Consider the following 21,460-nt stretch of genomic DNA (forward strand, 5'->3'; position numbering starts at 1 on the left):
GGTCCGCGATTCTGTTTCCTCTCGTTCGCGCCATGATGCACCGGAATGGCCCCTCACGCCTAGCGGCCATTAGACGCTTTCCCGGGCACGCTTCACGGGGCGTCGTCGATCGAGCGCCGGATCTCGGCGGCCGTCTTGGCGAGCCAGGAAGCGTCGGACCCGATGGCGACCACATCCCATCCCGCTTCGATGGCGGGGCGGGCGAAATCGATATCGTTAGCGAAAATCAGAGCGATAACACCGCGCTCCTTGGCCTTCCTCAGAACTTGAGTCATGGCCTCTGCGACTTCCGGCGCCCGGATGTTCAGCGTGCCCGTGAGGGCCACGGAAAGATCGTTGGGGCCGAGACAGATCATATCCAGCCCATCGAGGGCTAGGATCTCGTCCAGATTGTCCATGGCGCCGGCGGTTTCGATCTGAGCACAGGCGATGGTCCAGCCATTGGCGGCGGAGAAATAGTCGCCTTCGAATTCCAGCCGGGCGCGATACGGGCCCCAGCTTCGGATGCCATGGGGCGGGTATTTCACAGCGCGGATGAAGCGGGAGGCGTCTTCCGCCGAATCGATCAGGGGGCAGATGACCCCTTGGGCGCCAGCATCCAACGCCCGGCCGATCAGCGCCATGTCGTTATCCGCGATGCGGACCAGGGCCGGCAGGTGTGCCGCCCGCGCCGCCGTGAGGCAGGCGACGAGATCCGAATGGCCGCCGAGGCCATGCTGCTGGTCGATGGTGACGCAATCCCAGCCGGCCTTGGCGATCAGCTCGACGGCAAAGGGAGAGTTGAGGGTGAGCCAGGCGTCGTAGAGCGTGCGCCCGGCCTTCGCGGCCTCTCTGAACCGGTCCTCGCTCATGATTCCTGTCTCGGGGCCGGCCGAATAGCGAATCGGCCGGCGGAGAGCATTAGCTCTCGTTCTCGATCTGGTTCACAGCCTCGGCCAGGAGATCCGCCATCTGGCGACGAATCTGATGGTCGGACTGATCGATATTTTTGGCGTCGAAGTCGCCGCGAACCTTGCGGAACACGTCCTCCTCGCCCGGCTCGTCGAAATCGGCCTTCACGACCTCGCGGGCATAATTCTGCGCATCGTCGCCGGCGAGGCCCATCTTCTCGGCCGCCCACAGGCCGAGCAGCTTGTTCCGGCGCGCCGTCGCCTTGAATTTCAGCTCCTCGTCATGAGCGAATTTCTTCTCGAAGCTCTTTTCGCGATCGTCAAAGCTGGCCATTGCGCCGCAATCCCCTCCAAAATGGCGGTTTTTCGTATGTGCCGCCGTCAAACGTACCGGAAATCCCGCAAAAATTTGCGGGGGAGACATAGCCTTCCGGCGTCCCTAAATCAACAAAGGGACCGCAAATCCGTCGCGGGGCAAGTCGTTGTGTGAGGATTTGCCATCGGATAAGCTCCAAGCGACAATTTCGCTAGGCGATTCCGACCATGGCAATTGGCTCAAGCGCGCGGCTCCTTGGTTCGCCCCGCGCTTTTTTGCTTTTTGCTGGAAAGACTCCGGCTGGAAAGGATGACAGCATGAACCGCCGACGGCGCATCTACGAAGGCAAGGCCAAGATCCTCTATGAAGGTCCTGAGCCGGGCACGCTCATTCAGCATTTCAAGGACGACGCCACCGCCTTCAACAATCAGAAGCACGACAAGATCGAAGGCAAGGGCGTGCTGAACAACCGGATCTCCGAGTACCTGTTTCAGCGTCTCGGCGAGATCGGCGTGCCGACCCATTTCATCAAGCGCATGAACATGCGCGAGCAGCTCGTGCGCGAGGTCGAGATCATCCCCGTGGAGGTGGTGGTCCGCAACGTGGCGGCCGGCTCCATCGCCAAACGGCTCGGCATGGAGGAAGGCACACCCCTGCCCCGCTCCATCGTGGAATTCTATTACAAGTCCGACGAGCTCGGCGATCCCATGGTGACCGAAGAGCACATCACGGCGTTCAACTGGGCGGTGCCTCAGGAGATCGACGACATGATGTCGGTCGCGCTCCGCGCCAACGACTTCCTCTGCGGGCTGTTCCTGGGCATCGGCATCAAGCTGGTGGACTTCAAATGCGAGTTCGGCCGGCTGTGGGAGAACGACACCATGCGGATCGTTCTCGCCGATGAGATTTCGCCCGATTGCTGCCGGCTGTGGGACATCGAGAGCCAGGAGAAGCTGGACAAGGACCGCTTCCGCCGCGATCTCGGCGGTCTCGTGGAGGCCTATCAGGAGGTGGCACGCCGGCTGGGCCTGCATGTGGAGAACAACCCTCAGCCGAACCAGTCGGGTCCCGTGCTGGTCCGCTCCCAGTAGCGGCTTAGAGGGGAAGCAGGCATGAAGGCACGCATCACCATCACCCTGAAGCCGGGGGTTCTGGATCCGCAAGGCAAGGCGATCGAAGGCGCGCTCCATGCGCTTGGCTTCGGCGGTGTGGATGACGTCCGCCAGGGCAAATATATCGAGGTCGAGATCGGCGAGAGCGATCCTACCCGCGCCAAGGCGGAAGTTGAGCGCATGTGCGAGGAGCTGCTCGCCAACACGGTGATCGAGAACTATTCCTACGAGCTCGAGGCGGCGTGAGGCCGTTCAAGCTCATTCCGGCGCAAGCCGGAATCCTGCCACGTGTACCGAAGTCTTTCTGGATCCCGGCTTTCGCCGGGATGACACGCGGAAGTTTTGAAAGATGAAAGCTGCTGTCGTCGTCTTTCCCGGATCCAACTGCGATCGCGACGCCAAGACCGTTCTGACCCAAGTGACCGGCGAAGCGCCGGCCATGGTCTGGCACGGCGATGCAGAGCTGCCCCAAGCCGATCTGATCGTGCTGCCGGGCGGCTTCTCCTATGGCGATTACCTGCGCTCCGGCGCCATGGCGGCCCATTCGCCGGTGATGCGCGAAGTGGTCTCTCGGGCGAAGGCCGGCACACCGGTGCTCGGCATCTGCAACGGCTTTCAGGTTCTGACCGAGACGGGGCTGCTGCCCGGCGTCCTCATGCGCAACCGCTCGCTCCGCTTCATCTGCAAGGATGTGCGGCTGAAGGTGGAGCGGAACGACACGATCTATACCCGCGGCTACGAGGCCGGCGAGATCGTCACCATCCCCATCGCTCATAAGGACGGCAACTACTTCGCCGATGACGAGACCCTGGCGCGCATCGAGGGCGAAGGGCTGGTCGCGTTCCGCTATGTCTCGGAGACCGGTGCGCTGGACGACGATGCGAACCCCAACGGGTCCCAGCACAATATCGCCGGGCTCTACAACGAGCGCGGCAACGTGCTCGGCATGATGCCCCACCCCGAGCGGCTGGCGGAGCCGGCGCTGGGCGGCACGGATGGGGCGAAGATCTTCCGCTCGCTCCTGGAGGCGCTGCATTGAGTGACGCGACGCAAAAGGTGGATGCGCCAGATGAGCTTCCGCAAGAACTGATCGCCGAGCACGGGCTTTCGCCGGACGAATATGCACGCATCCGTGAGGAGCTGGGGCGCACGCCCTCCCTCACCGAGCTCGGCATCGTCTCGGTGATGTGGTCGGAGCATTGCTCCTACAAATCCTCGCGCATCTGGCTGAAGACGCTGCCGACGGACGGTCCTCAGGTGATCCAGGGACCGGGCGAAAATGCCGGCGTGGTCGATCTCGGCGACGGCCATGCGGCCGTCTTCAAGATGGAGAGCCACAACCACCCGTCTTACATCGAGCCCTATCAGGGGGCTGCCACGGGCGTGGGCGGCATTATGCGCGACGTCTTCACCATGGGCGCGCGGCCCGTGGCGAACATGAACGCGCTGCGCTTCGGTTCGCCGGAGCATGCGAAGACCCGGCATCTCGTCTCGGGCGTCGTGTCCGGCATCGGCGATTACGGCAACTGCATGGGCGTGCCGACCATCGGCGGCGAGACCAATTTCGATGCGCGCTATGACGGCAACATCCTGGTCAATGCCATGTGCGTCGGTCTGGTGGACGCCAACCGCATCTTCAAATCCGCTGCGCGCGGCGTCGGGCTCCCTGTCGTCTATGTGGGTTCCAAGACGGGCCGCGACGGCATTCACGGTGCGACCATGGCGTCGGCCGAGTTCGACGACGCATCCGCCGAGAAGCGCCCCACAGTGCAGGTGGGCGATCCCTTCACGGAGAAGCTGCTGCTGGAAGCCTGCCTGGAGCTGATGGCGGAGGACGTCATCATCGGTATCCAGGACATGGGTGCTGCAGGGCTCACCTCCTCTTCCGTTGAGATGGCCGATAAGGGCGGCGTCGGGATCGAGCTCGATCTCGACAAGGTGCCCTGCCGGGAAGAGGCCATGACGGCCTATGAGATGATGCTGTCGGAAAGCCAGGAGCGCATGCTCATGGTGCTGAAGCCCGGCGCAGAGCCGAAGGCCGAAGCGATCTTCAAGAAGTGGGAGCTCGACTTCGCGGTGATCGGCGTCACGACCGACACGGGCCGCTTCGTGATCAAGCATCAGGGGGCCACAGAGGCCGACCTGCCCCTTTCGGCCCTTGCCGACGGCGCCCCCATCTATGAGCGCCCCTGGGTGCCCAAGGAGCCGCAGGTGGCGCCGAAGGAGGTCCCGGCGGCCGACGGGCCCTTAAGCTCGCTGGAAGCGCTCATGGGCACCCCCAATCTCTGCTCCAAGCGCTGGATCTGGGAACAGTACGATCACATGGTGATGGCCGACACGGTCGCACGGCCCGGCGGCGATGCCGGCGTGGTGCGCGTCCACGGCACGAACAAAGGCATTGCGGTCTCCTGCGATGTGACACCCCGCTACTGCGCGGGCGATGCCTTCGAGGGCGCCAAGCAGGCGGTCGCCGAATGCTGGCGCAACCTCACCGCCGTGGGCGCCGCTCCGCTGGCCATCACCGATTGCATGAATTTCGGCAATCCCGAGCGGCCCGAGATCATGGGCGAGTTCGTGGCGGCCGTGAAAGGCATGGGCGAGGCCTGCACCGCGCTCTCCTTCCCCGTCGTCTCCGGCAATGTCTCCCTCTACAACGAGACCAACGGCGTCGCCATTCCGCCCACGCCGGCCATCGGTGGGGTCGGGCTGATTCCCGACGTGGCGAAGATGGCCGGGGCGGGGCTGTCTCAGGATGGTGACGCGCTCATCGTTCTCGGCGAGACGAAGGGACACCTCTATCAGTCGCGTTACCAGGAATGGATCAGCGGCAAGCTGGAAGGACCGCCCCCGTCCGTCGATCTGGAGGCGGAGCGCAAGGCCGGCGACTTCGTCCGCAGCCTGATCCGCGATTCGAAGGTCACGGCGGTGCACGATGTTTCCGATGGGGGTCTTCTGGTGGCGATCGCCGAGATGGCGCTTTCCGGGAAACGCGGTGTCGCCCTCGACACCGACACAGGCAGCGTGCCGGCCCACGGGTTCTGGTTCGGCGAGGACCAGGGCCGCTACGTGGTTTCCGTGCCGTCTGACGCGCTCGAGGCCCTGCTGACGGCCGCGAACGATGCCGGGGTCCCTGCCCTCAAGGTCGGGGTTGTCGGCGGCGATTCCCTGAGCCTGGGCGAGGAGCCCCCCTTGCCGCTCGCGACTTTACGGTCCACTTATGAGCAGTGGCTGCCGGACTACATGGAAGGCGGCCGCGAACAATAGCGCGCCAGACTTGTTAAGGAGACGACGCTTATGGCCATGCAGGCCAGTCAGATCGAAGCGCTGATCCGGCAGGAGTTTCCGGATGCGGAAATCGAGATCGAGGATCTCGCCGGCGACGGCGATCACTATAAGGCGGTGATCGTGGCGGAGGCCTTCCGCGGCAAGAGCCGGGTTCAGCAGCACCAGATGGTTTACGCGGCGCTGCAGGGCAAGATGGGCGGCGAGCTGCATGCCCTCGCCTTGCACACGAAGACGCCGGCATAGAAAGGACGACAGCGATGAGCGACGAACAAGACGTTCAGGATTGGATCAAGCGGCAGGTGGCCGAGAACGACGTCGTGCTCTTCATGAAGGGCGCGAAGGAGATGCCCCAGTGCGGCTTCTCAGCCCAGACGGCCTATATCCTCAATCACCTCGGCGTGGACTTCAAAGACGTCAACGTGCTGGAGGATATGAGCGTGCGCGAAGGCATCAAGACCTTCAGCAACTGGCCGACCATTCCGCAGCTCTACGTGAAGGGCGAGTTCGTCGGCGGGGCCGACATCATCCGCGAGATGTTCCAGGCCAACGAGCTGCAGGAGCTGCTCACCTCGAAGGGCATCTCCCACAACAATCAGACGCTGACGGCGTAAAGCCGCCTTTCGCGAAACAAGTCGCGCAAAGAAAAAGGGGCGCTGAGGAAATTCCTCGCGCCCCTTTTCGCGCCTGAAGCATCTCGACCAGAAGGCGCTGGAAGCAGAACCTCCAGCGCTCGAGGGAAACGCCTCTAGCGCGAGTAGTACTCGATGACCAGGTTCGGCTCCATCATGACCGGATAAGGCACATCGGTGAGCGCCGGGGTCCGGACATACTTGGCCGTCATCTTGTTGTGGTCGACATCGAGATAGTCCGGCACGTCGCGCTCGGAGCTCTGAGCGGCTTCCAGCACGATGCCGATATCCTTGGCGCGATCGCGCACCTCGATCACATCGCCCTCTTTGCAGCGATAGCTCGGGATGTCGACCTTCTTGCCGTTCACCTTGACGTGGCCATGGGACACGAACTGGCGGGCGGCGAAAACGGTCGGCACGAACTTCGCGCGATAGACAAGCGCATCGAGACGCGATTCGAGAAGGCCGACCAAACGCTCGCCGGTGTCGCCCTTCAGGCGGGCGGCCTCGTGATAGATCGCCTTGAACTGCTTCTCGGTGATGTTGCCGTAATAGCCCTTCAGCTTCTGCTTGGCGCGCAGCTGAATGCCGAAGTCGGACAGCTTCTGGCGGCGGCGCTGGCCGTGCTCGCCAGGACCGTATTCCCGCTTGTTGATGGGGCTCTTCGGACGTCCCCAGATATTCTCGCCAAGACGACGGTCGATCTTGTACTTGGCATTAATGCGTTTCGTCATCGAAAACTCCAAAGCTCGTCAGTGCCGATCGCGAGCGCCCCGCTTGGTCTCCATTTCAAATAAGACGCCTCTCCCCTGAAGCCGAATGCGCTAATTGCGGCCATTCGCCTTATATTTCGGGGCGGCGGCTTGGATGAAATGGAAACAGGCCCCTGACGACAATGACCTTCCGATCCGTCGTCACGGGCGCCTCGCGCTCAAGCTCAGCTTTCGCTGGGGCTCTGTTACACGCAAATCGGAGAAAGTGTCAATTGGCACCGGCGTTGTTTGGTGCCACAGGCTCTGCCACCGGGGCCTCCGGGGTCATGGGCACGTCGCCTGACGGCACCTGTCCCGAAGGAACCTGACCCGACGGAACCGGCGAGGCATCGGCCGACGAGTTGCCGCCTGCCGCCTTCGCCGCCTCGGCCTCCTGAAGATATTCGTTGATGGCCTCGGTCACGGCCGCCTTTTTCTCCGGGGTGCAGGTCGGACGGCTCGGATTGAAGGCATCCTCGCCTTCCGTGGCGTTGGAGGCGGCGCCTTCCGCCGGCGTGCCGTCCTCGTTCTTCTCGGTGATCTTCATGTCGCCGGTGAAGTAGGAGACGGAGAACATATGCAGGGTGTTGATGAATTGCATCTGCTCCAGGGTCCAGACGTTCCGGGCCTCCTCCTGCTCCATCATGGTTCGGAAATTCTTCTGGCCGAGCTCCGGAACATCGCAGATCTCGGCGTAGGCGGAGCGCATGGCGGCGCGAATCACGTTCCGCGCATCGTCCACCGGAATGATGATCTTGGCGGGATCGGACTTGTCGATGCTGATCATCGTGCCGTTCCCTGCGTCGAGCTGGTTCGGCATGATGGACCAGGCATAGCTCGTCATGACGCGCACGGCGCTGTCGCTGAGCTTCTCCTCCGACCCCTCGTTACTGGGCTCGGGCTCCCGGGTCCGCTCGGTGAGCTGCTGGGCCATGATCTGGCCCGCCTCCTGATCGGCGGCCATGGCCGGCGAACCGGACATCAACGCAAAAGCTGCGAACGCGCCAGCGCTCGCACGCACCCAAAACATACCCATAAACTGCCTTCTTCCTCCCGTGCAGGAAGCTATCATTGTTAACCCCCATCGCAATAGGAGAAAGCGGGCGGAACTATGACACCTTGGTTGTAAATCAAGGTTTCCTGCGCTTTCCGCCGGTCAGCGACGAAACGATTCCGCGCCAGGTCCTGACGTCCTGCTCGGTCAGCTGCATGCGGTGAAACATGTTTCTGATATTGCGCACCATGGTCGGCCGCTTCTCCACCGGCTGCAGGAAGCCATGGGCGTCGAGCTCTCTCTCCAGGTGATCGAACAGGCCGAAGATCTCCTCGCGCTCCGCCGGCCGCGTGTTCTGCATGGGTGTGCCCTCCTGGGCCGGGCCATCGAACTGGGTGGAGCGGCCGAGACCTGCCCGCCCTGACTGCTTCTGCCACTCATAGGCGACCAGCAGCACGGTCTGCGGCAGGCTGAGGGAGGCGAAGGCCGGATTGACCGGCGCGGTGACAAGCGCGTCGGCAAGCCCGATGGCATCATTGTCGAGGCCGCTGCGCTCCGGGCCGAAGAGAATGGCGCAACGCTCACCGCTCCGCTGGCGCTTGGTCAGCTCGGCTGCCGCGGTCTCCGGCGTCATGACGGGCTTCACCATGTCCCGCGGACGGGCGGTGGTGGCGATCACATAGTTGGTTTTAGCGAGGGCCTCTTCCGGCGTCTCGTAAAGGGTGGCCGCATCGACGGTGGCGTAGGCCCCGGCCGCGGCTGCGCTTGCCTTCTCGTTGGGCCAGCCATCCCGGGGCGCTACCAGACGAAGATCGGTCAGCCCGAAATTCGCCATGGCGCGCGCGGCAAAGCCGATGTTCTCGCCAAGCTGGGGCCGAATCAGGACGATCGCCGGACCGACGACAGACGCTGCTGCATTTTTCTTCGTGCTCGCTCGCGATACGCGGCTCACCTTGTCTCCTCCCCTAGGGGCGACGATCTTCCGCCATCGCCCTTTGACGCAGGGCAGCTCGCTTTTTGGCGCGGCTGCCTGATGTTATAGATTTGATCTCGCCGACATTGATCTTGCCGTCTTCGACGCGGTCATACCGGCCGCCCCGATAATTACAAGCGCCTCACCTCTTCGGAGACCACGTCTTGAAAAAAATTCCAGTCGAGAATCCCATCGTCGAGCTTGATGGGGACGAGATGACACGAGTCATCTGGCAATTCATCAAAGAGAAGCTGATCCTCGCCTATGTGGATGTGCCGCTCAAATATTACGATTTGAGCATCGAGAACCGGGACGCCACGGACGACCAGGTGACGGTCGAGGCGGCCGAAGCCATCAAGGCGACGGGCGTGGGCGTAAAATGCGCCACCATCACGCCGGACGAGGCCCGGGTCGAGGAGTTCGGCCTGAAGAAGATGTGGCGCTCGCCCAACGGGACGATCCGCAACATTCTGGGCGGGGTGATCTTCCGGGAGCCGATCATCTGCCAGAACGTGCCGCGGCTGGTGCCGGGCTGGACTCAGCCCATCGTGATCGGCCGTCATGCATTCGGCGATATCTACAGGGCGACGGATTTCGTGGTGCCCGGACCGGGCAAGCTCACCATCTCCTTCGTGGGTGAGGACGGCGAAAAGATCGAGAAGGAGATCTACGACTTCCCCGGCGGCGGCGTCGCCATGGGCATGTTCAATCTCGATGAATCGATCCGCGATTTCGCCCGCGCGTCCCTGAATTACGGGCTCGCCCGGAACTATCCCGTCTTCCTCTCCACCAAGAACACGATCCTGAAAGCCTATGACGGGCGCTTCAAGGATCTGTTCCAGGAGGTCTACGACGCCGAGTTCAAGGAGGCGTTCGAGAAGCGCGGGCTCACCTACGAACACCGGCTTATCGACGACATGGTGGCCTGCGCGCTCCGCTGGTCGGGGGGCTATGTCTGGGCCTGCAAGAACTACGACGGCGACGTGCAGTCCGACACGGTGGCGCAAGGCTTCGGCTCGCTGGGGCTGATGACCTCGGTGCTGATGACGCCGGACGGCAAGGTGGTGGAAACGGAAGCCGCCCACGGCACGGTGACCCGCCATTTCCGCCGCCATCAGGAAGGGCTGGAAACCTCGACGAACTCCACCGCCTCTATCTTCGCCTGGACCCGGGCCCTGAAGCACCGGGCCAAGCTCGACGACAACGAAGCGCTCGCCACCTTCGCGGAGACACTGGAGAAGGTCGTGGTGGACACGATCGAGGATGGCTTCATGACCAAGGATCTGGCGCTTCTGGTCGGGCCTCAGCAGGGCTGGCTCTCGACCACGGGCTTCCTCGACAAGATCGACGAGAACCTGCAAGCCGCCATGGCGGACGCCAGCTAGCGCGCGGCCTTTGGGCGGGAGCGGCGTCTTAAGACGCCTCTTCCGCTGCCCGCTCCTTGGCTTCCTGGTGGCGCTCCCTGGCGACCTTTCGGATGGTCTGCAGCACCTCCGGGTGGCGCCGGCCGAGCTTGGCGAGGGAAACTGAATCCAGCACGTAGATGCGGCAGGAGGTGGCGGCGATCACATCGGACTTATGACGCCGGTGGTCGAGCAGCGCCCTTTCGCCGAAGAAGTCGCCGGGGCCTAGGGGCTCGCGGATGTCGTCGCCGTAATCGGCCAGCACCTCACCGCTTTCGATGATGTACATGGCGCTGCCCGACTCACCCGCCGAGACGATGGGCGCGCCGGGCGGGAAATGCCGCGCGTGAAGAACACGGCAGATCTCGGCGATCTCCGTGGCCTTCAGAGTTTCGAAGAGCGGGACCCGGGCGACATTGCCCCAGGTGATCACGAATTCGTGGCGGCCTGATTCCTGGCTGAAGCCGGTGGCCACGATGGCGACGGGAAGCGCAAGCGCGCATAGGCCCAGCAGCATGACGACTGCGCCGACCACCTTGCCGGCGGGCGTGACGGGGACGACGTCGCCATAGCCCACGGTGGTCAGCGTCGCCATGGCCCACCAAAGTGCCTGAGGGATGCTGCCCATCGTCTCGGGCTGCGCCTCACGCTCCAGGAAATACATGAGGGTGGAGCAGAAGAAGAGCAGGATGAGGATGACAAGAAGGGCGCCGACCAGAGCGCGCCATTCGGTGGCGAAGACCCGCTGCAGGGATTGCAGGGCCGGCGAGTAGCGCACCAGCTTCAAGAGCCTGAACAGACGCAGGACGCGCAGCACCCGGAGATCGATGGGCAGAAGGCTGCCGAGATAAAAGGGCAGGATCGCCAGCAGATCGATGATCATGATCGGGCGGCGGGCGAATTTCAGCCGCGCACGCCAGTGGGGCTCGTTGCGGAAGAGCGGGATATCGACGGCGCTCCAGATGCGGAGCACATATTCCACGGTGAAGACGGCCACCGAGAAGGTGTTGAACCGCCGGAAGGCGGCGGCGTACTCGGTCCCGAGCGGCTCGACCGTCTCCAGGGCGAAGGCCGCGACATTCGCCACGATCAGAGTGATGATGAAGGCATCGACGAAGGACGATGCCGGGTGGGCATCGGAGCCGACCTCCAAGATGTCGTGGACGCCGCGGCGGAGACGGCGCCACGGTGTCTCTTTACTCATCAGGAGATCCTAAAGCTCACGCGGTGGTTTCGGCCAGGTTCGAGGCGGCACTGCCAGAAAGCTGCGCCGCGATCGCGGCAAGCGCCTCGTCGGCCTTGGCACCGTCCGCGCCGCCGGCCTGAGCCATGTCGGGACGGCCGCCGCCGCCCTTGCCGCCGAGCACTGAGGCCCCAGCCTTGGCGAGATCGACGGCGTTGAACTCGCCCGTGAGATCTTCAGTGACGCCCACAACGATAGAGGCTTTGCCGTCCTCGCTGACGCCGACGATGGCGACAACTCCGGAACCGATACGCTTCTTGCCCTCATCGACCAGGCCGCGCAGCTCCTTGGCCGGCACGCCGTGGGCTGTGCGGGCGAGCAGCTTCACATTGCCCAGATCCTGGATGGCATCGGCATCGCCGTTCGCCTGTCCGCCGCCGCCGAGCGCCAGCTCGCGCTTGGCCTCGGCCAGCTGCCGCTCCAGCTTGCGGCGCTCGTCGACCAGGGCGGCGATCCGGGTGATGACGTCGTCGGGACCGACTTTCAGGAGCTCGGCCGCTTCCCGGACCTTCTCGTCCTGGGCGTTGAGATAGTCGCGGGCGGGCTCGCCGGTGAGCGCCTCGATGCGCCGCGTGCCGGAGCCGACGGCGCTTTCGGCGACGATCTTCATAATGCCGATCTCGCCCGTGTGGCCCACATGGGTGCCGCCGCACAGCTCGATGGAATAGGCGTGATCCGCCTTCTCGCTGTCGTCGATGGTGCCCATGGAGACGACGCGGACCTCATCGCCGTATTTCTCGCCGAACAGCGCAAGCGCCCCCTTCTCGATGGCCTCGTCGGGGCTCATGAGATGGGTCTCCACCGCGCTGTTCTGGAGGATCATCCGGTTGGCCAGCGCCTCGACCTCTTCGATCTGCTCGTGGGTCATGGGCTTCTGATGAGAGAAGTCGAAGCGAAGGCGGCCCGGCTCGACCAGGGAGCCCTTCTGGGCGACATGGGTGCCGAGCACGCGGCGGAGCGCCTCGTGGAGTAGATGGGTCGCGGAGTGATGGGCGCGGGAGCCGGCGCGGAAGTCGTGATCCACCTCCAGCTCGACCATGTCGCCGAGCTTGAGGCTGCCCTTCTCCAGCTTGCCCTGATGGACGAAGAGACGGCCCAGCTTCTTCTGAGTGTCGTCGACCTCGAACAAGGTGCCGGGCGCGAAGATGCTGCCGCGGTCGCCGACCTGGCCGCCGGATTCACCGTAGAACGGGGTCTGGTTGAGGATGACGGAACCGCGGTCGCCCTGCTCCAGAGTCTCGACGCGCTTGCCGTCCTTGATGAGAGCGACGATCTCGCCGGATGCGCTCTCGTTCTCGTAGCCGAGGAACTCGGTCGCGCCGAGCTCTTCGGTCAGCTCGAACCAGAGGGTCTCGGTGGCAGACTCGCCCGAGCCGGACCAGGATTTGCGCGCTTCGGCGCGCTGGCGCTCCATGGCCTTGGCAAAGCCTTCCGTATCGACGCCGATGCCGCGCTCTTTGAGAGCGTCGGCGGTGAGGTCGAAGGGAAAGCCGTAAGTGTCGTAAAGCTTGAAGGCGACGTCGCCGGGCAGCGTTGCGCCAGGTTTCAGGTCGCCGCTTGCCTCGTCGAGGAGCTTCAGGCCGCGATCGAGGGTCTCCCGGAAACGGGTCTCTTCCAGCTTGAGGGTCTCGGTGATGAGGCCCTGGCCGCGGATCAGCTCCGGATAGGGCCGGCCCATCTCCTTCTCAAGCGCCGGGAAGAGGCGGTAGAGCAGCGGCTCCTCGGCCCCCAAGAGGTGGGCGTGGCGCATGGCCCGGCGCATAATGCGGCGAAGCACGTAGCCCCGGCCTTCGTTGGAGGGCAGCACGCCATCGGCGATCAGGAAGCTCGCAGAGCGCAGATGATCGGCGATGATCCGGTGGCTCGCCCGGTCCTTGCCTTCCGCGGGCTTGCCCGTCAGCTCGACGGACGCCTCGATGAGGTGGCGGAAGAGATCGATTTCGTAATTGTCGTGGGTGCCTTGCAGGACGGCGGCGATGCGCTCAAGTCCCATGCCGGTGTCTATGGAGGGGCGCGGAAGGTCTTTGCGGCTGCCGTCCTCCTGCTGGTCGAACTGCATGAAGACCAGGTTCCAGATCTCCACGAAACGGTCGCCGTCTTCGTCGGGGCTTCCCGGCGGCCCCCCTTGGATGCCCTCGCCGTGATCGTAGAAGATCTCCGAACACGGACCGCAGGGGCCGACCTCGCCCATGGACCAGAAATTGTCGGAGGTCGAGATGGGGATGATCTTGGAGTCGGGGAAACCGGTGACCTTTTTCCAGATCTTCGCCGCTTCCTTATCCTCGCCGTAGACGGTGACGAGGAGCTTCTCCGGCGGCAGGCCGAAGCCTTTCGTCAGCAGCTCCCAGGCGAGCGGTATCGCCTCTTCCTTGAAGTAGTCGCCGAAGGAGAAATTCCCCAGCATCTCGAAGAAGGTGTGGTGGCGGGCGGTGTAGCCCACATTGTCGAGATCGTTGTGCTTGCCACCGGCGCGCACGCATTTCTGGGATGAGACCGCCCGGGGGCTCGGCGCCTTCTCCGCACCGGTGAAAACGTTCTTGAACGGCACCATGCCCGCATTGACGAACATCAAGGTGGGATCGTTATGGGGCACGAGTGGAGCCGACGGCACGATCTCGTGATCGCGCTTGCCGAAATATTCCAGGAAGGCCGTCCTGATCTCGTTGACGCCGGTGCTTTCGCTCACGGGCAAATTCCAAAAATGGTGACGATAAAAGATCGCATCAAAATCTCGAAGCTGGCGCGCATGTTTGGGGGCGCGGCGTCCCCGCAAACCCTTATCCGCAAAAGGTTAGCGCAAATCTGAAACGCCGGCTGAGACATATGATGGCAGAAAGACGCTGTCCAGCCGCGAAGACGACAAACGCCGCCTCAATATGAAGCGGCGTTTGCCTAAATCTCAGGGATCGGTTGGACGGGCCGGAGTGTTTTCCGGCCGGAACCACGCTTCTACGCGCGAATGCTCTTAAGCCCGGCTTTTGCGCTTACTCTCAATGGGGGTCACGGACTCCTTGCCGTCGCCCTCCTCCGCGTCGGCGGCCTCGGCGTCTTCTTCGGCGCCTATGGAGTCGTCGAAGATCCGCTCGGCGATGAGCCCGGCATTCTGGCGCACCGCCGCTTCGATCTTCGCCGCAACGTTCGGATTTTCCTTCAGATAGGTCTTGGCGTTCTCACGGCCCTGACCGATCCGTTCGGAATCGACGGAGAACCACGAGCCGGACTTCTCCACGATGCCGGCCTTCACGCCGAGATCGATGAGCTCGCCCGTCTTGGAGACGCCCTCGCCATACATGATGTCGAACTCGACCTGCTTGAACGGCGGGGCGACCTTGTTCTTCACCACCTTGACGCGGGTCTGGTTGCCGACCACCTCGTCGCGCTCCTTGATGGCGCCGATGCGGCGGATATCGAGGCGGACCGAAGAATAGAACTTCAGGGCGTTGCCGCCGGTGGTGGTCTCGGGCGAGCCGAACATCACACCGATCTTCATGCGGATCTGGTTGATGAAGATCACCATGCAGCGGGATTTGGAGATGGAGCCTGTGAGCTTGCGCAGGGCCTGGCTCATGAGCCGGGCCTGGCTGCCCATCTGCATGTCGCCCATTTCGCCTTCCAGCTCGGATTTGGGCGTCAGCGCGGCGACCGAATCGACGACCAAAACGTCGATCGCTCCGGACCGCACTAGAGTATCGGTGATCTCCAGCGCCTGCTCGCCTGTGTCGGGCTGGGAGATCAAAAGATCTTCCAGATTCACCCCAAGCTTATTGGCGTAGACCGTATCGAGGGCGTGCTCGGCATCGACGAAGCCGCAGATGCCGCCCTTCTTCTGAGCCTCGGCAATCACATGCAGGGCCAAGGTCGTCTTGCCCGAGGATTCCGGCCCATAGATCTCTATGACACGGCCGCGGGGCAGACCGCCGATTCCAAGCGCGATATCGAGGCCAAGAGAGCCGGTCGGGATCGACTCCACCTCGACGATCTTCTCGTTGGCGCCCAGCCGCATGACCGAGCCCTTGCCGCAATTCCGCTCGATCTGCGAAATCGCTGCCTCAAGCGCTTTTTGTTTGTCCATTTCAGCTCCCTCGACGAGGCGCAGCGCAGCGTTCGACATCGGATTTCTCCCCTTTTCACACGCGATTCGGGCGTGGGTAAATGGATAAGTGCGGTTGCGTTCGAATTGACGGAGACTGTACACGCTTTGTTCTATGTTCGCAAGATGTTCTTCTGCGAAACTAACCTTACCGCCCGATTGCCTATCCCGCTTGGTCCTCGCGCCCCCTGCCCTTACCTTTCCCCCATGGCTTGCTGCTGCTCGGAAATGGATTCTGCCCAGACGGCCCGCTGGCGCGCGGTGCTGTGGGTCGCGCTCGCGGTCAATCTGGCGATGTTCGTCGTTGAGCTGACCGCCGGTCTGCTGTCCGGCTCGGTCTCGCTCCTGGCCGACGGGATCGACTTTGCGGGCGATGCGGCGAATTACGCCATCAGCCTTGCGGTGGTCGGGCTGGCGCTTCAGTGGCGGGCGCGGACCGCGCTCCTGAAGGGCGTCACCATGGCGGCCTTCGGGATCTGGGTGATCGGGCAGGCTGTCTGGCATTGGGTGAGCGGCGTGGTGCCTGATGCCCCGGTCATGGGTGTGGTCGCCGTGCTGGCGCTCGCCGCCAATGTGGGTGTCGCCGCCCTGCTCTACCGTTACCGGGAGGGCGATTCCAACATGCGGTCGGTGTGGATCTGCTCGCGGAACGACGCCTACAGCAATCTGGCGGTGCTGGCTGCGGCGGCCGGCGTGTTCGGCACAGGCTCATCGCTCCCGGATATCGCGGTGGCCTGCGTGATGGCGGGGCTGGCGCTGCATGGCAGCTACACGGTGATCCGCCACGCGATCTCCGACATTCGCCACGACAAGGCTGGCTCTGAAGAGGCTGGCGACGACGCGGCGCGCCGAGAGGCTGCGGGGCAGGAAGAGCCGGCAACCTGACGCTGACCGCCCTAGCCCGCCTGGTCGAACCGGCGGAACTGATAGTTGTCCCGGATATTTTCGTTGAAATACGCCCCCGTGGAGGGTGCGGCGGCGAGCTCGCGATAAACGATCTCGGGCACCGCGTCATAGACGTAGCGGCGCCCCGACTGGAAGATCACGGTTAGACGTTGGGAGTCGAAATCGTAGAAGAAGGTGCGGATGACGCTTGAGGGCATCTCTTCAAAGCTCCAGACCATACAGCCCAAGAATTTGGGCGGCCACGGATGCGCGGCCTGCCTGATATATGGTCCCGGAGGGGGCCGCGTTTAAGCCCTCTTGGAAGCTCCTTGCTAAGGCCCCCTGCCCGCTCACCAAATCCGGTTTTAGGTGGCGAAGGCCGGTATGCCCCGCAGCGGCTCCACCACATTGCCGGCAAAGGTGGACGGAAAATTCTGGCGGATATGGTCGTTGTAGAAGCGCCCCTGGGAGGGCGCGTCGAGGAAGGCCTGATAAACTTCTTCGCTCACGCCGTGGAAGCTGAAGGTCCCGACATCACGGAAGGTGATGTCCATGGTGGACCGTTTCGCATCGTGCTCGACGTAAACGATGCTGCCAGAGTTCACGTAAGGCATGAAACCTCTCCTGTCCCATCTCACCGTCAGGGCAAATGCCCAGGCCGAAGGTCGACGGCACGAAGGCCGAGACCCCAAAGGTCAAGAACGCGAACACCAAAACTTGGAAACGCCGGACCGGATCGCCTGAGAAAACCCCTCCCCCAAACCGGCGGGCTACGCCGGTTGAAGGCTGGCGCGCAGGTTTTCCCGAGTCGTTTCAGCCTTCAAGACAGAACTGTGACGCCGCGACGATAAGCGCGTCAAGCAAATCACGCAGGCTGTTCATCGCTTTCGGTCACGGGCTGTTGCTCGGTCGCTTGGCCCGGCTGGTCGAGATAGCCGTAACGCTCCATGTGAGGCTTCATGCGCTCCAGGATGCGCGCCTTGATATCGGCAGGCAGCTCGTATTGGGAGGTCTTGTGCTCGGACCGCGCTTCCAGCAGCGCGCGGATCTTGGGCTCCGCTTCGGAGAAGTCGCCGATGCCGAGCTTCTCGTACATCTCGCGCAGGCGCCCGACCGGATCCTTCACCAGATCCTCGTAGCGGATCTCATAGAGATTCTGCTCCGGGATCAGATGACGGTCCTTCTGATAGCGCTCGGTCAGGCGCTGCATCATGTCGAGGACGTAGTCGTCGAGCCAGCCGTCGACGTAGGGCGGGTTGTGCAGCCCTTGCGTCGAATAGAGCGCACGCCACAGCTTCACCGTGGAGGGGAAGACGTCGAGCGGGTTGCGGGTGATGTAGATGAAGCGCCCGTTGGGGAAATGCTCCAGCAGGTAGCGCACCCGCGCCGAGTTCGCCGGCGATTTCAGGACCAGCGGCTTGTTATGGCGCACCATGAGGCGCTTGTAGAACCACATATACGCGTCGAACCAGCGCTTGCGCTTCTTCTCCGGCACGCCTTCGAAATCGACATAGTCGCTATCGACGGGACCGTGGCGCGGCCAGGCCATGGTGTTCAGCGGGCTGCCCTGGCCCAGCATTATGACGCCGAACTCTTCCTCCTGGGGCCGGTCGAAGCCGACGGGCACGTCGTCCTGGGGCCGCTTCTTGGGCAGCAACGCCCGCATGACCCGCGACAGGGTCCGCTCCGTGATCAGGAAGTGGTGCGGGAAGAAGCACTCATAGGTGGTCGGGTATGCGGTGTTCGGGTCCGACGCCAGCAGGTCGTGCAGGAAGGTGGTACCCGTGCGCCAATGGCCGATGACGAAGACCGGCTCCTTGTCGAGCTTCACGTTCTTGATGCGGCGGCGATAGATCAACTCGCTCAGGAGATAGAGCGGCGTGTTGATGGGGCACCACAGGACGAGGGTGATCACGTCCGGAATGCAGTTGGTGGTGAAGTCCCAGCGGCCCCGGTTGAAGAGCTTCATCAGCGTGAAGAAGCGCATGCCGTACCACATGTAGAGAAGCTTCCCGCCATAGCGGTGGATGCCGAGGAATTTCTGCTTCGGCTTGCGCTTCTCGGCCTTCACGGCCGCCTTTTCGGGATCGTCCGGAATCTTCTCGTAGTCGGGCACGCTGGCGGGGCTCCAAAATCGGGCTGAGGTGCGAAAATTTTGCTCAGGCGTGTTAGCCGGGAATGCTGCTCAAGAAAACCCCTAAGGCGATTGCGCCGCGGTACGACAACGCCCGGTGGTTAAGCCTCGAGCGCCTCTTTCACGGCGGCGGCGAGCTGCTTCAGGTCGAAGGGCTTCTGAATGAACATGAAGGCTTCGCCCTCGTCCAGATTGCGCTTGAAGGCGTCCTCCGCATAGCCGGACATGAAGATGATGCGCAGGTCCGGGTGGTCGCGGCGGAGCTCCTTCAGCAGCGTCGGCCCGTCCATCTCCGGCATGACGACGTCGGAGACCACGAGATCGACCTCGCCGTCATGTTCGTTGAAGACCTCCAGCGCCTCCGCGCCCGTGCCGGCTTCCAGCACGTTGTAGCCCCGCTGGGCAAGCGCGCGGGCGGCGAAGCTGCGCACGGCATCCTCGTCCTCCACCAGGAGCACGGTGCCGCGCCCGGTGAGATCCCTGGTTTCGCGCTTCTCCGGCTTCTCCTCCTCCACGACCTTTTCGGTGTGAACGGGGATGTGGCGGGGCAGATAGACCCGCATGGAGGTGCCCTTCCCCGGCTCGCTTTCGGGGAAGATGAAGCCGCCTGTCTGCTTGACGATGCCGTAGACGGTCGAGAGGCCGAGACCGGTGCCGCGGCCGACCTCCTTGGTGGAGAAGAAGGGATCGAAGATCTTCTGAATCACCTCCGGCGGCATGCCCTCGCCGGTGTCGGTGACTTCGATCTCGACATACTCGCCGGGGTCGAGATGACGCTGGCCGATCTCGCGGGAGGTGCGCTCGGAGATGTTCCTGGTGCGGATGGTGAGCTTGCCGCCGCCGGGCATGGCGTCGCGGGCGTTGACCGCCAGGTTGATGATCACCTGCTCAAGCTGATGCTGGTCGGCTTTCACGGGCCAAAGATCGCGGCCCTGATCGAGCTCCAGCTCGACATTCTCGCCGAGCAGACGGCCGAGAAGCTGGGACAGTTCGGACACAAGATCGCCGATCTGCAGCACCTGGGGCCGCAGGGTCTGCTGGCGGGAGAAGGCAAGCAGCTGCCGCACCAGGCCGGCGGCCCGGTTGGCGTTCTGCTTGATGTTCATGATGTCCTTGAACGCCGGGTCGGTGGGCCGGTGGTTCTGGAGCAGGAAGTCGGAGAAGCCGATGATCGCCGTCAGCATGTTGTTGAAGTCGTGGGCGATGCCGCCGGCCATCTGACCGATGGCCTGCATCTTCTGGCTCTGGGCGATCTGCAGCTCCAGCACCCGCTGCTGGCTGGTGTCGATGGCATAGGCGATCGCGGCATCCGTCTCGCCTTCCACCTGTTCGATGGGGCTGAGGAAGAGACGGCCGCTCTTCTCCTCGTCATGGGCGAGGGTGAAGTCCAGGGGCTCGATCAGCCCCTGGCCCGCAAGCGCATGCTCCAGGGTCTTGTCGAAGGCCCCCCTGCTCTCCTCGTCCAGGAGGCTCGCGATGGCCACCGGCCCGTCGTCCTTGTCGGGCTCGCCGAACAGGGTGATGAAAGCCGCGTTGCTGGCTGTGATGGTGCCGTCCTTGCCGAGGGTCGCAATGGCGATGGGGGAGGACTGGAAGAGCCTGGCGAAACGGAGCTCGGCCGAAGCAGCCTCGTCGGCTTCGCCGGCTGACCGATTCAGCACCAGCGCATGGGCCCAGCCCGTGTGGGCGCCGCGCGGCAAGCGGTGAAGAATGCGAACGGGCAAGCTGGTGCCGTCGGCCTTCACCAGATCGAGATCGAAGCGCCGGGTGGTGCTCTGGGATGCATTGCGTCCGGCGCCGGCCAGAAGCGCCGCCCCGTCCCGGGACATGATGCCGTCGAGCTTCAACTCGCTGGTGGCGGCCTCGGACAGGTCGATGCCGAGCCACTGGGCCAGGGTCGCGTTGAGATATTCGATATTGCCTTGAGCGTCGGCGGTGAAGAAGCCGGCAGGGGCATGATCCAAATAAGCGATGGCCTGCTGGACTTTCTCGAAGCTCTCTTCCTGGTTCTGGCGCTCCTCGGTGATCTCGTCGAGCTGCCAGACCACGAGGCCGGCCGGGCGTTCGGCATCCGGGCTGCCGGGCATGGGCCGGACGGAGATACGGAACCAGCGCGGCTCGATGGTGTCGTCCTCCATCACCTCGCCCAAGGGCGGCAGGCGGAACTCTTCTTTGAGAGAGCGGCCCTGCTGAGCGGCGCGGGCGAGGCGGAAGATGGTCTCGGCCAAATGGGCGTTACCGGCGAAGGCCCGGTCCGGGGTCGGCACGCTGGCGGTTTCATCCAGACCCAAAAGATCGCGATAAGCCTCGTTGGCGTAAAGCACCCGCCCATTGGGATCGGCGATCAGAGCGCCTTGGGGCAGATTGTCGAGAAACGCCTTGGCGATATCGTTCTTCACCTGGCGCTGGCCGAAATGGAGGATGCCGACGGCGCCGGCGAACAGGCAGAACACGCCGATCACCGCAAGGCCTGCGAGAATGGCCAGCACGAAGGGCTCGGCGATCTCGCGGGACACCATGGCCAGGCCGATGGCCGCCACCGCAAGGCCGAGGGCCAACAGCACCACAAGGCCGATGCTTCCCTCGCGTTCGGTCCGGTCCGTCACAGGCTGTGAATAGCGCATCGGCGCCCCAATGTCGGTCATGGATGGAAAAACTATCCGATTCGGCCCCGAGTCGAGCCCGAGATTATGCCGAGACAGCGGCGGAGACCGTGGTCTCAAACCGTTTGAATATCGCTAATTCCCACCGGTT

General features: G+C 63.5%; 20 protein-coding genes. 8 read left to right on the forward strand and 12 right to left on the reverse strand.

What is annotated here, in order from left to right:
- Positions 1-92 precede the first annotated feature (92 nt).
- Both ACFQ2F_RS11005 and ACFQ2F_RS11010 read right to left on the reverse strand, forming a co-directional pair.
- The gene (locus tag ACFQ2F_RS11005) at positions 93-851 is read right to left on the reverse strand and encodes an HpcH/HpaI aldolase family protein (protein ID WP_379089789.1); all 759 of its coding nucleotides are present in this window, start codon (positions 849-851) and stop codon (positions 93-95) included.
- A gap of 49 nt (positions 852-900) precedes the next feature.
- Positions 901-1,224 (reverse strand): DUF1476 domain-containing protein, encoded by a 324-nt coding sequence (locus ACFQ2F_RS11010; RefSeq protein ID WP_379089791.1) that lies wholly within the window; start codon positions 1,222-1,224, stop codon positions 901-903.
- Positions 1,225-1,523: 299 nt separating this feature from the next.
- Between ACFQ2F_RS11010 and purC the strand changes: the two genes are divergently transcribed.
- The 6 genes from purC to grxD all read left to right on the forward strand — a co-directional run bounded on the left by purC (position 1,524) and on the right by grxD (position 6,214).
- Positions 1,524-2,297: a phosphoribosylaminoimidazolesuccinocarboxamide synthase gene (gene purC, locus ACFQ2F_RS11015; RefSeq protein WP_379089793.1), complete on the forward strand. Its 774-nt coding sequence runs from the start codon at positions 1,524-1,526 to the stop codon at positions 2,295-2,297.
- Between the two features lie 21 nt (positions 2,298-2,318).
- Positions 2,319-2,564 (forward strand): phosphoribosylformylglycinamidine synthase subunit PurS, encoded by a 246-nt coding sequence (gene purS / locus ACFQ2F_RS11020; RefSeq protein WP_379089795.1) that lies wholly within the window; start codon positions 2,319-2,321, stop codon positions 2,562-2,564.
- A 103-nt stretch (positions 2,565-2,667) separates the two neighbouring features.
- Positions 2,668-3,357, forward strand: coding sequence for a phosphoribosylformylglycinamidine synthase subunit PurQ (gene purQ, locus ACFQ2F_RS11025; protein ID WP_379089797.1), 690 nt, complete (start codon positions 2,668-2,670; stop codon positions 3,355-3,357).
- A complete protein-coding gene (purL, locus tag ACFQ2F_RS11030; RefSeq protein WP_379089798.1) occupies positions 3,354-5,582 on the forward strand; it encodes a phosphoribosylformylglycinamidine synthase subunit PurL in 2,229 nt (742 codons plus the stop codon). The genes purQ and purL overlap by 4 nt, the downstream gene beginning before the upstream one ends.
- Positions 5,583-5,612: 30 nt before the next feature.
- Positions 5,613-5,846, forward strand: coding sequence for a BolA family protein (locus ACFQ2F_RS11035; RefSeq protein ID WP_379089800.1), 234 nt, complete (start codon positions 5,613-5,615; stop codon positions 5,844-5,846).
- 14 nt (positions 5,847-5,860) lie between these two features.
- On the forward strand, positions 5,861-6,214 hold the full coding sequence (gene grxD / locus ACFQ2F_RS11040; protein ID WP_379089802.1) for a Grx4 family monothiol glutaredoxin: 354 nt from the start codon (positions 5,861-5,863) through the stop codon (positions 6,212-6,214).
- A gap of 134 nt (positions 6,215-6,348) precedes the next feature.
- Here grxD and rpsD read toward each other — a convergent pair whose 3' ends face one another.
- The 3 genes from rpsD to ACFQ2F_RS11055 all read right to left on the reverse strand — a co-directional run bounded on the left by rpsD (position 6,349) and on the right by ACFQ2F_RS11055 (position 8,930).
- Positions 6,349-6,966, reverse strand: a complete 618-nt coding sequence (rpsD, locus tag ACFQ2F_RS11045) for a 30S ribosomal protein S4 (protein ID WP_379089804.1) — start codon at positions 6,964-6,966, stop codon at positions 6,349-6,351.
- A 247-nt stretch (positions 6,967-7,213) separates the two neighbouring features.
- Positions 7,214-8,020, reverse strand: coding sequence for a hypothetical protein (locus tag ACFQ2F_RS11050; RefSeq protein WP_379089806.1), 807 nt, complete (start codon positions 8,018-8,020; stop codon positions 7,214-7,216).
- A gap of 94 nt (positions 8,021-8,114) precedes the next feature.
- Positions 8,115-8,930 (reverse strand): RNA methyltransferase, encoded by an 816-nt coding sequence (locus ACFQ2F_RS11055; protein WP_379089808.1) that lies wholly within the window; start codon positions 8,928-8,930, stop codon positions 8,115-8,117.
- 185 nt (positions 8,931-9,115) lie between these two features.
- Between ACFQ2F_RS11055 and ACFQ2F_RS11060 the strand changes: the two genes are divergently transcribed.
- On the forward strand, positions 9,116-10,336 hold the full coding sequence (locus tag ACFQ2F_RS11060) for an NADP-dependent isocitrate dehydrogenase (protein ID WP_379089810.1): 1,221 nt from the start codon (positions 9,116-9,118) through the stop codon (positions 10,334-10,336).
- 28 nt (positions 10,337-10,364) lie between these two features.
- On the opposite strand, the gene ACFQ2F_RS11065 is transcribed toward ACFQ2F_RS11060, so the two are convergent.
- From ACFQ2F_RS11065 to recA, 3 genes are all read right to left on the reverse strand, one after another.
- Entirely contained in the window at positions 10,365-11,558 is a 1,194-nt protein-coding gene (locus ACFQ2F_RS11065; RefSeq protein WP_379089812.1) for a cyclic nucleotide-gated ion channel, read from the reverse strand.
- Between the two features lie 16 nt (positions 11,559-11,574).
- Complete coding sequence (gene alaS / locus ACFQ2F_RS11070; protein ID WP_379089814.1) at positions 11,575-14,283, reverse strand: alanine--tRNA ligase; 2,709 nt, start codon at positions 14,281-14,283, stop codon at positions 11,575-11,577.
- 279 nt (positions 14,284-14,562) lie between these two features.
- Positions 14,563-15,708, reverse strand: a complete 1,146-nt coding sequence (recA, locus tag ACFQ2F_RS11075; RefSeq protein WP_379089816.1) for a recombinase RecA — start codon at positions 15,706-15,708, stop codon at positions 14,563-14,565.
- Between the two features lie 207 nt (positions 15,709-15,915).
- On the opposite strand from recA, the gene ACFQ2F_RS11080 reads away from it, so the two are divergent.
- Entirely contained in the window at positions 15,916-16,572 is a 657-nt protein-coding gene (locus ACFQ2F_RS11080) for a cation transporter (RefSeq protein ID WP_379089818.1), read from the forward strand.
- Between the two features lie 11 nt (positions 16,573-16,583).
- Here ACFQ2F_RS11080 and ACFQ2F_RS11085 read toward each other — a convergent pair whose 3' ends face one another.
- The 4 genes from ACFQ2F_RS11085 to cckA form a co-directional block, all read right to left on the reverse strand.
- On the reverse strand, positions 16,584-16,790 hold the full coding sequence (locus ACFQ2F_RS11085; RefSeq protein WP_379089820.1) for a KTSC domain-containing protein: 207 nt from the start codon (positions 16,788-16,790) through the stop codon (positions 16,584-16,586).
- A 147-nt stretch (positions 16,791-16,937) separates the two neighbouring features.
- The gene (locus ACFQ2F_RS11090; protein ID WP_379089822.1) at positions 16,938-17,186 is read right to left on the reverse strand and encodes a KTSC domain-containing protein; all 249 of its coding nucleotides are present in this window, start codon (positions 17,184-17,186) and stop codon (positions 16,938-16,940) included.
- Between the two features lie 251 nt (positions 17,187-17,437).
- Entirely contained in the window at positions 17,438-18,688 is a 1,251-nt protein-coding gene (locus ACFQ2F_RS11095) for a sulfotransferase family protein (RefSeq protein WP_379089824.1), read from the reverse strand.
- A 119-nt stretch (positions 18,689-18,807) separates the two neighbouring features.
- Positions 18,808-21,351, reverse strand: a complete 2,544-nt coding sequence (gene cckA, locus ACFQ2F_RS11100; RefSeq protein WP_379089826.1) for a cell cycle histidine kinase CckA — start codon at positions 21,349-21,351, stop codon at positions 18,808-18,810.
- Positions 21,352-21,460: the final 109 nt, after the last annotated feature.

The organism is Methyloligella solikamskensis, from assembly GCF_042676065.1.
In the GTDB taxonomy this organism is placed as follows: Bacteria; Pseudomonadota; Alphaproteobacteria; order Rhizobiales; family Methyloligellaceae; genus Methyloligella; species Methyloligella solikamskensis.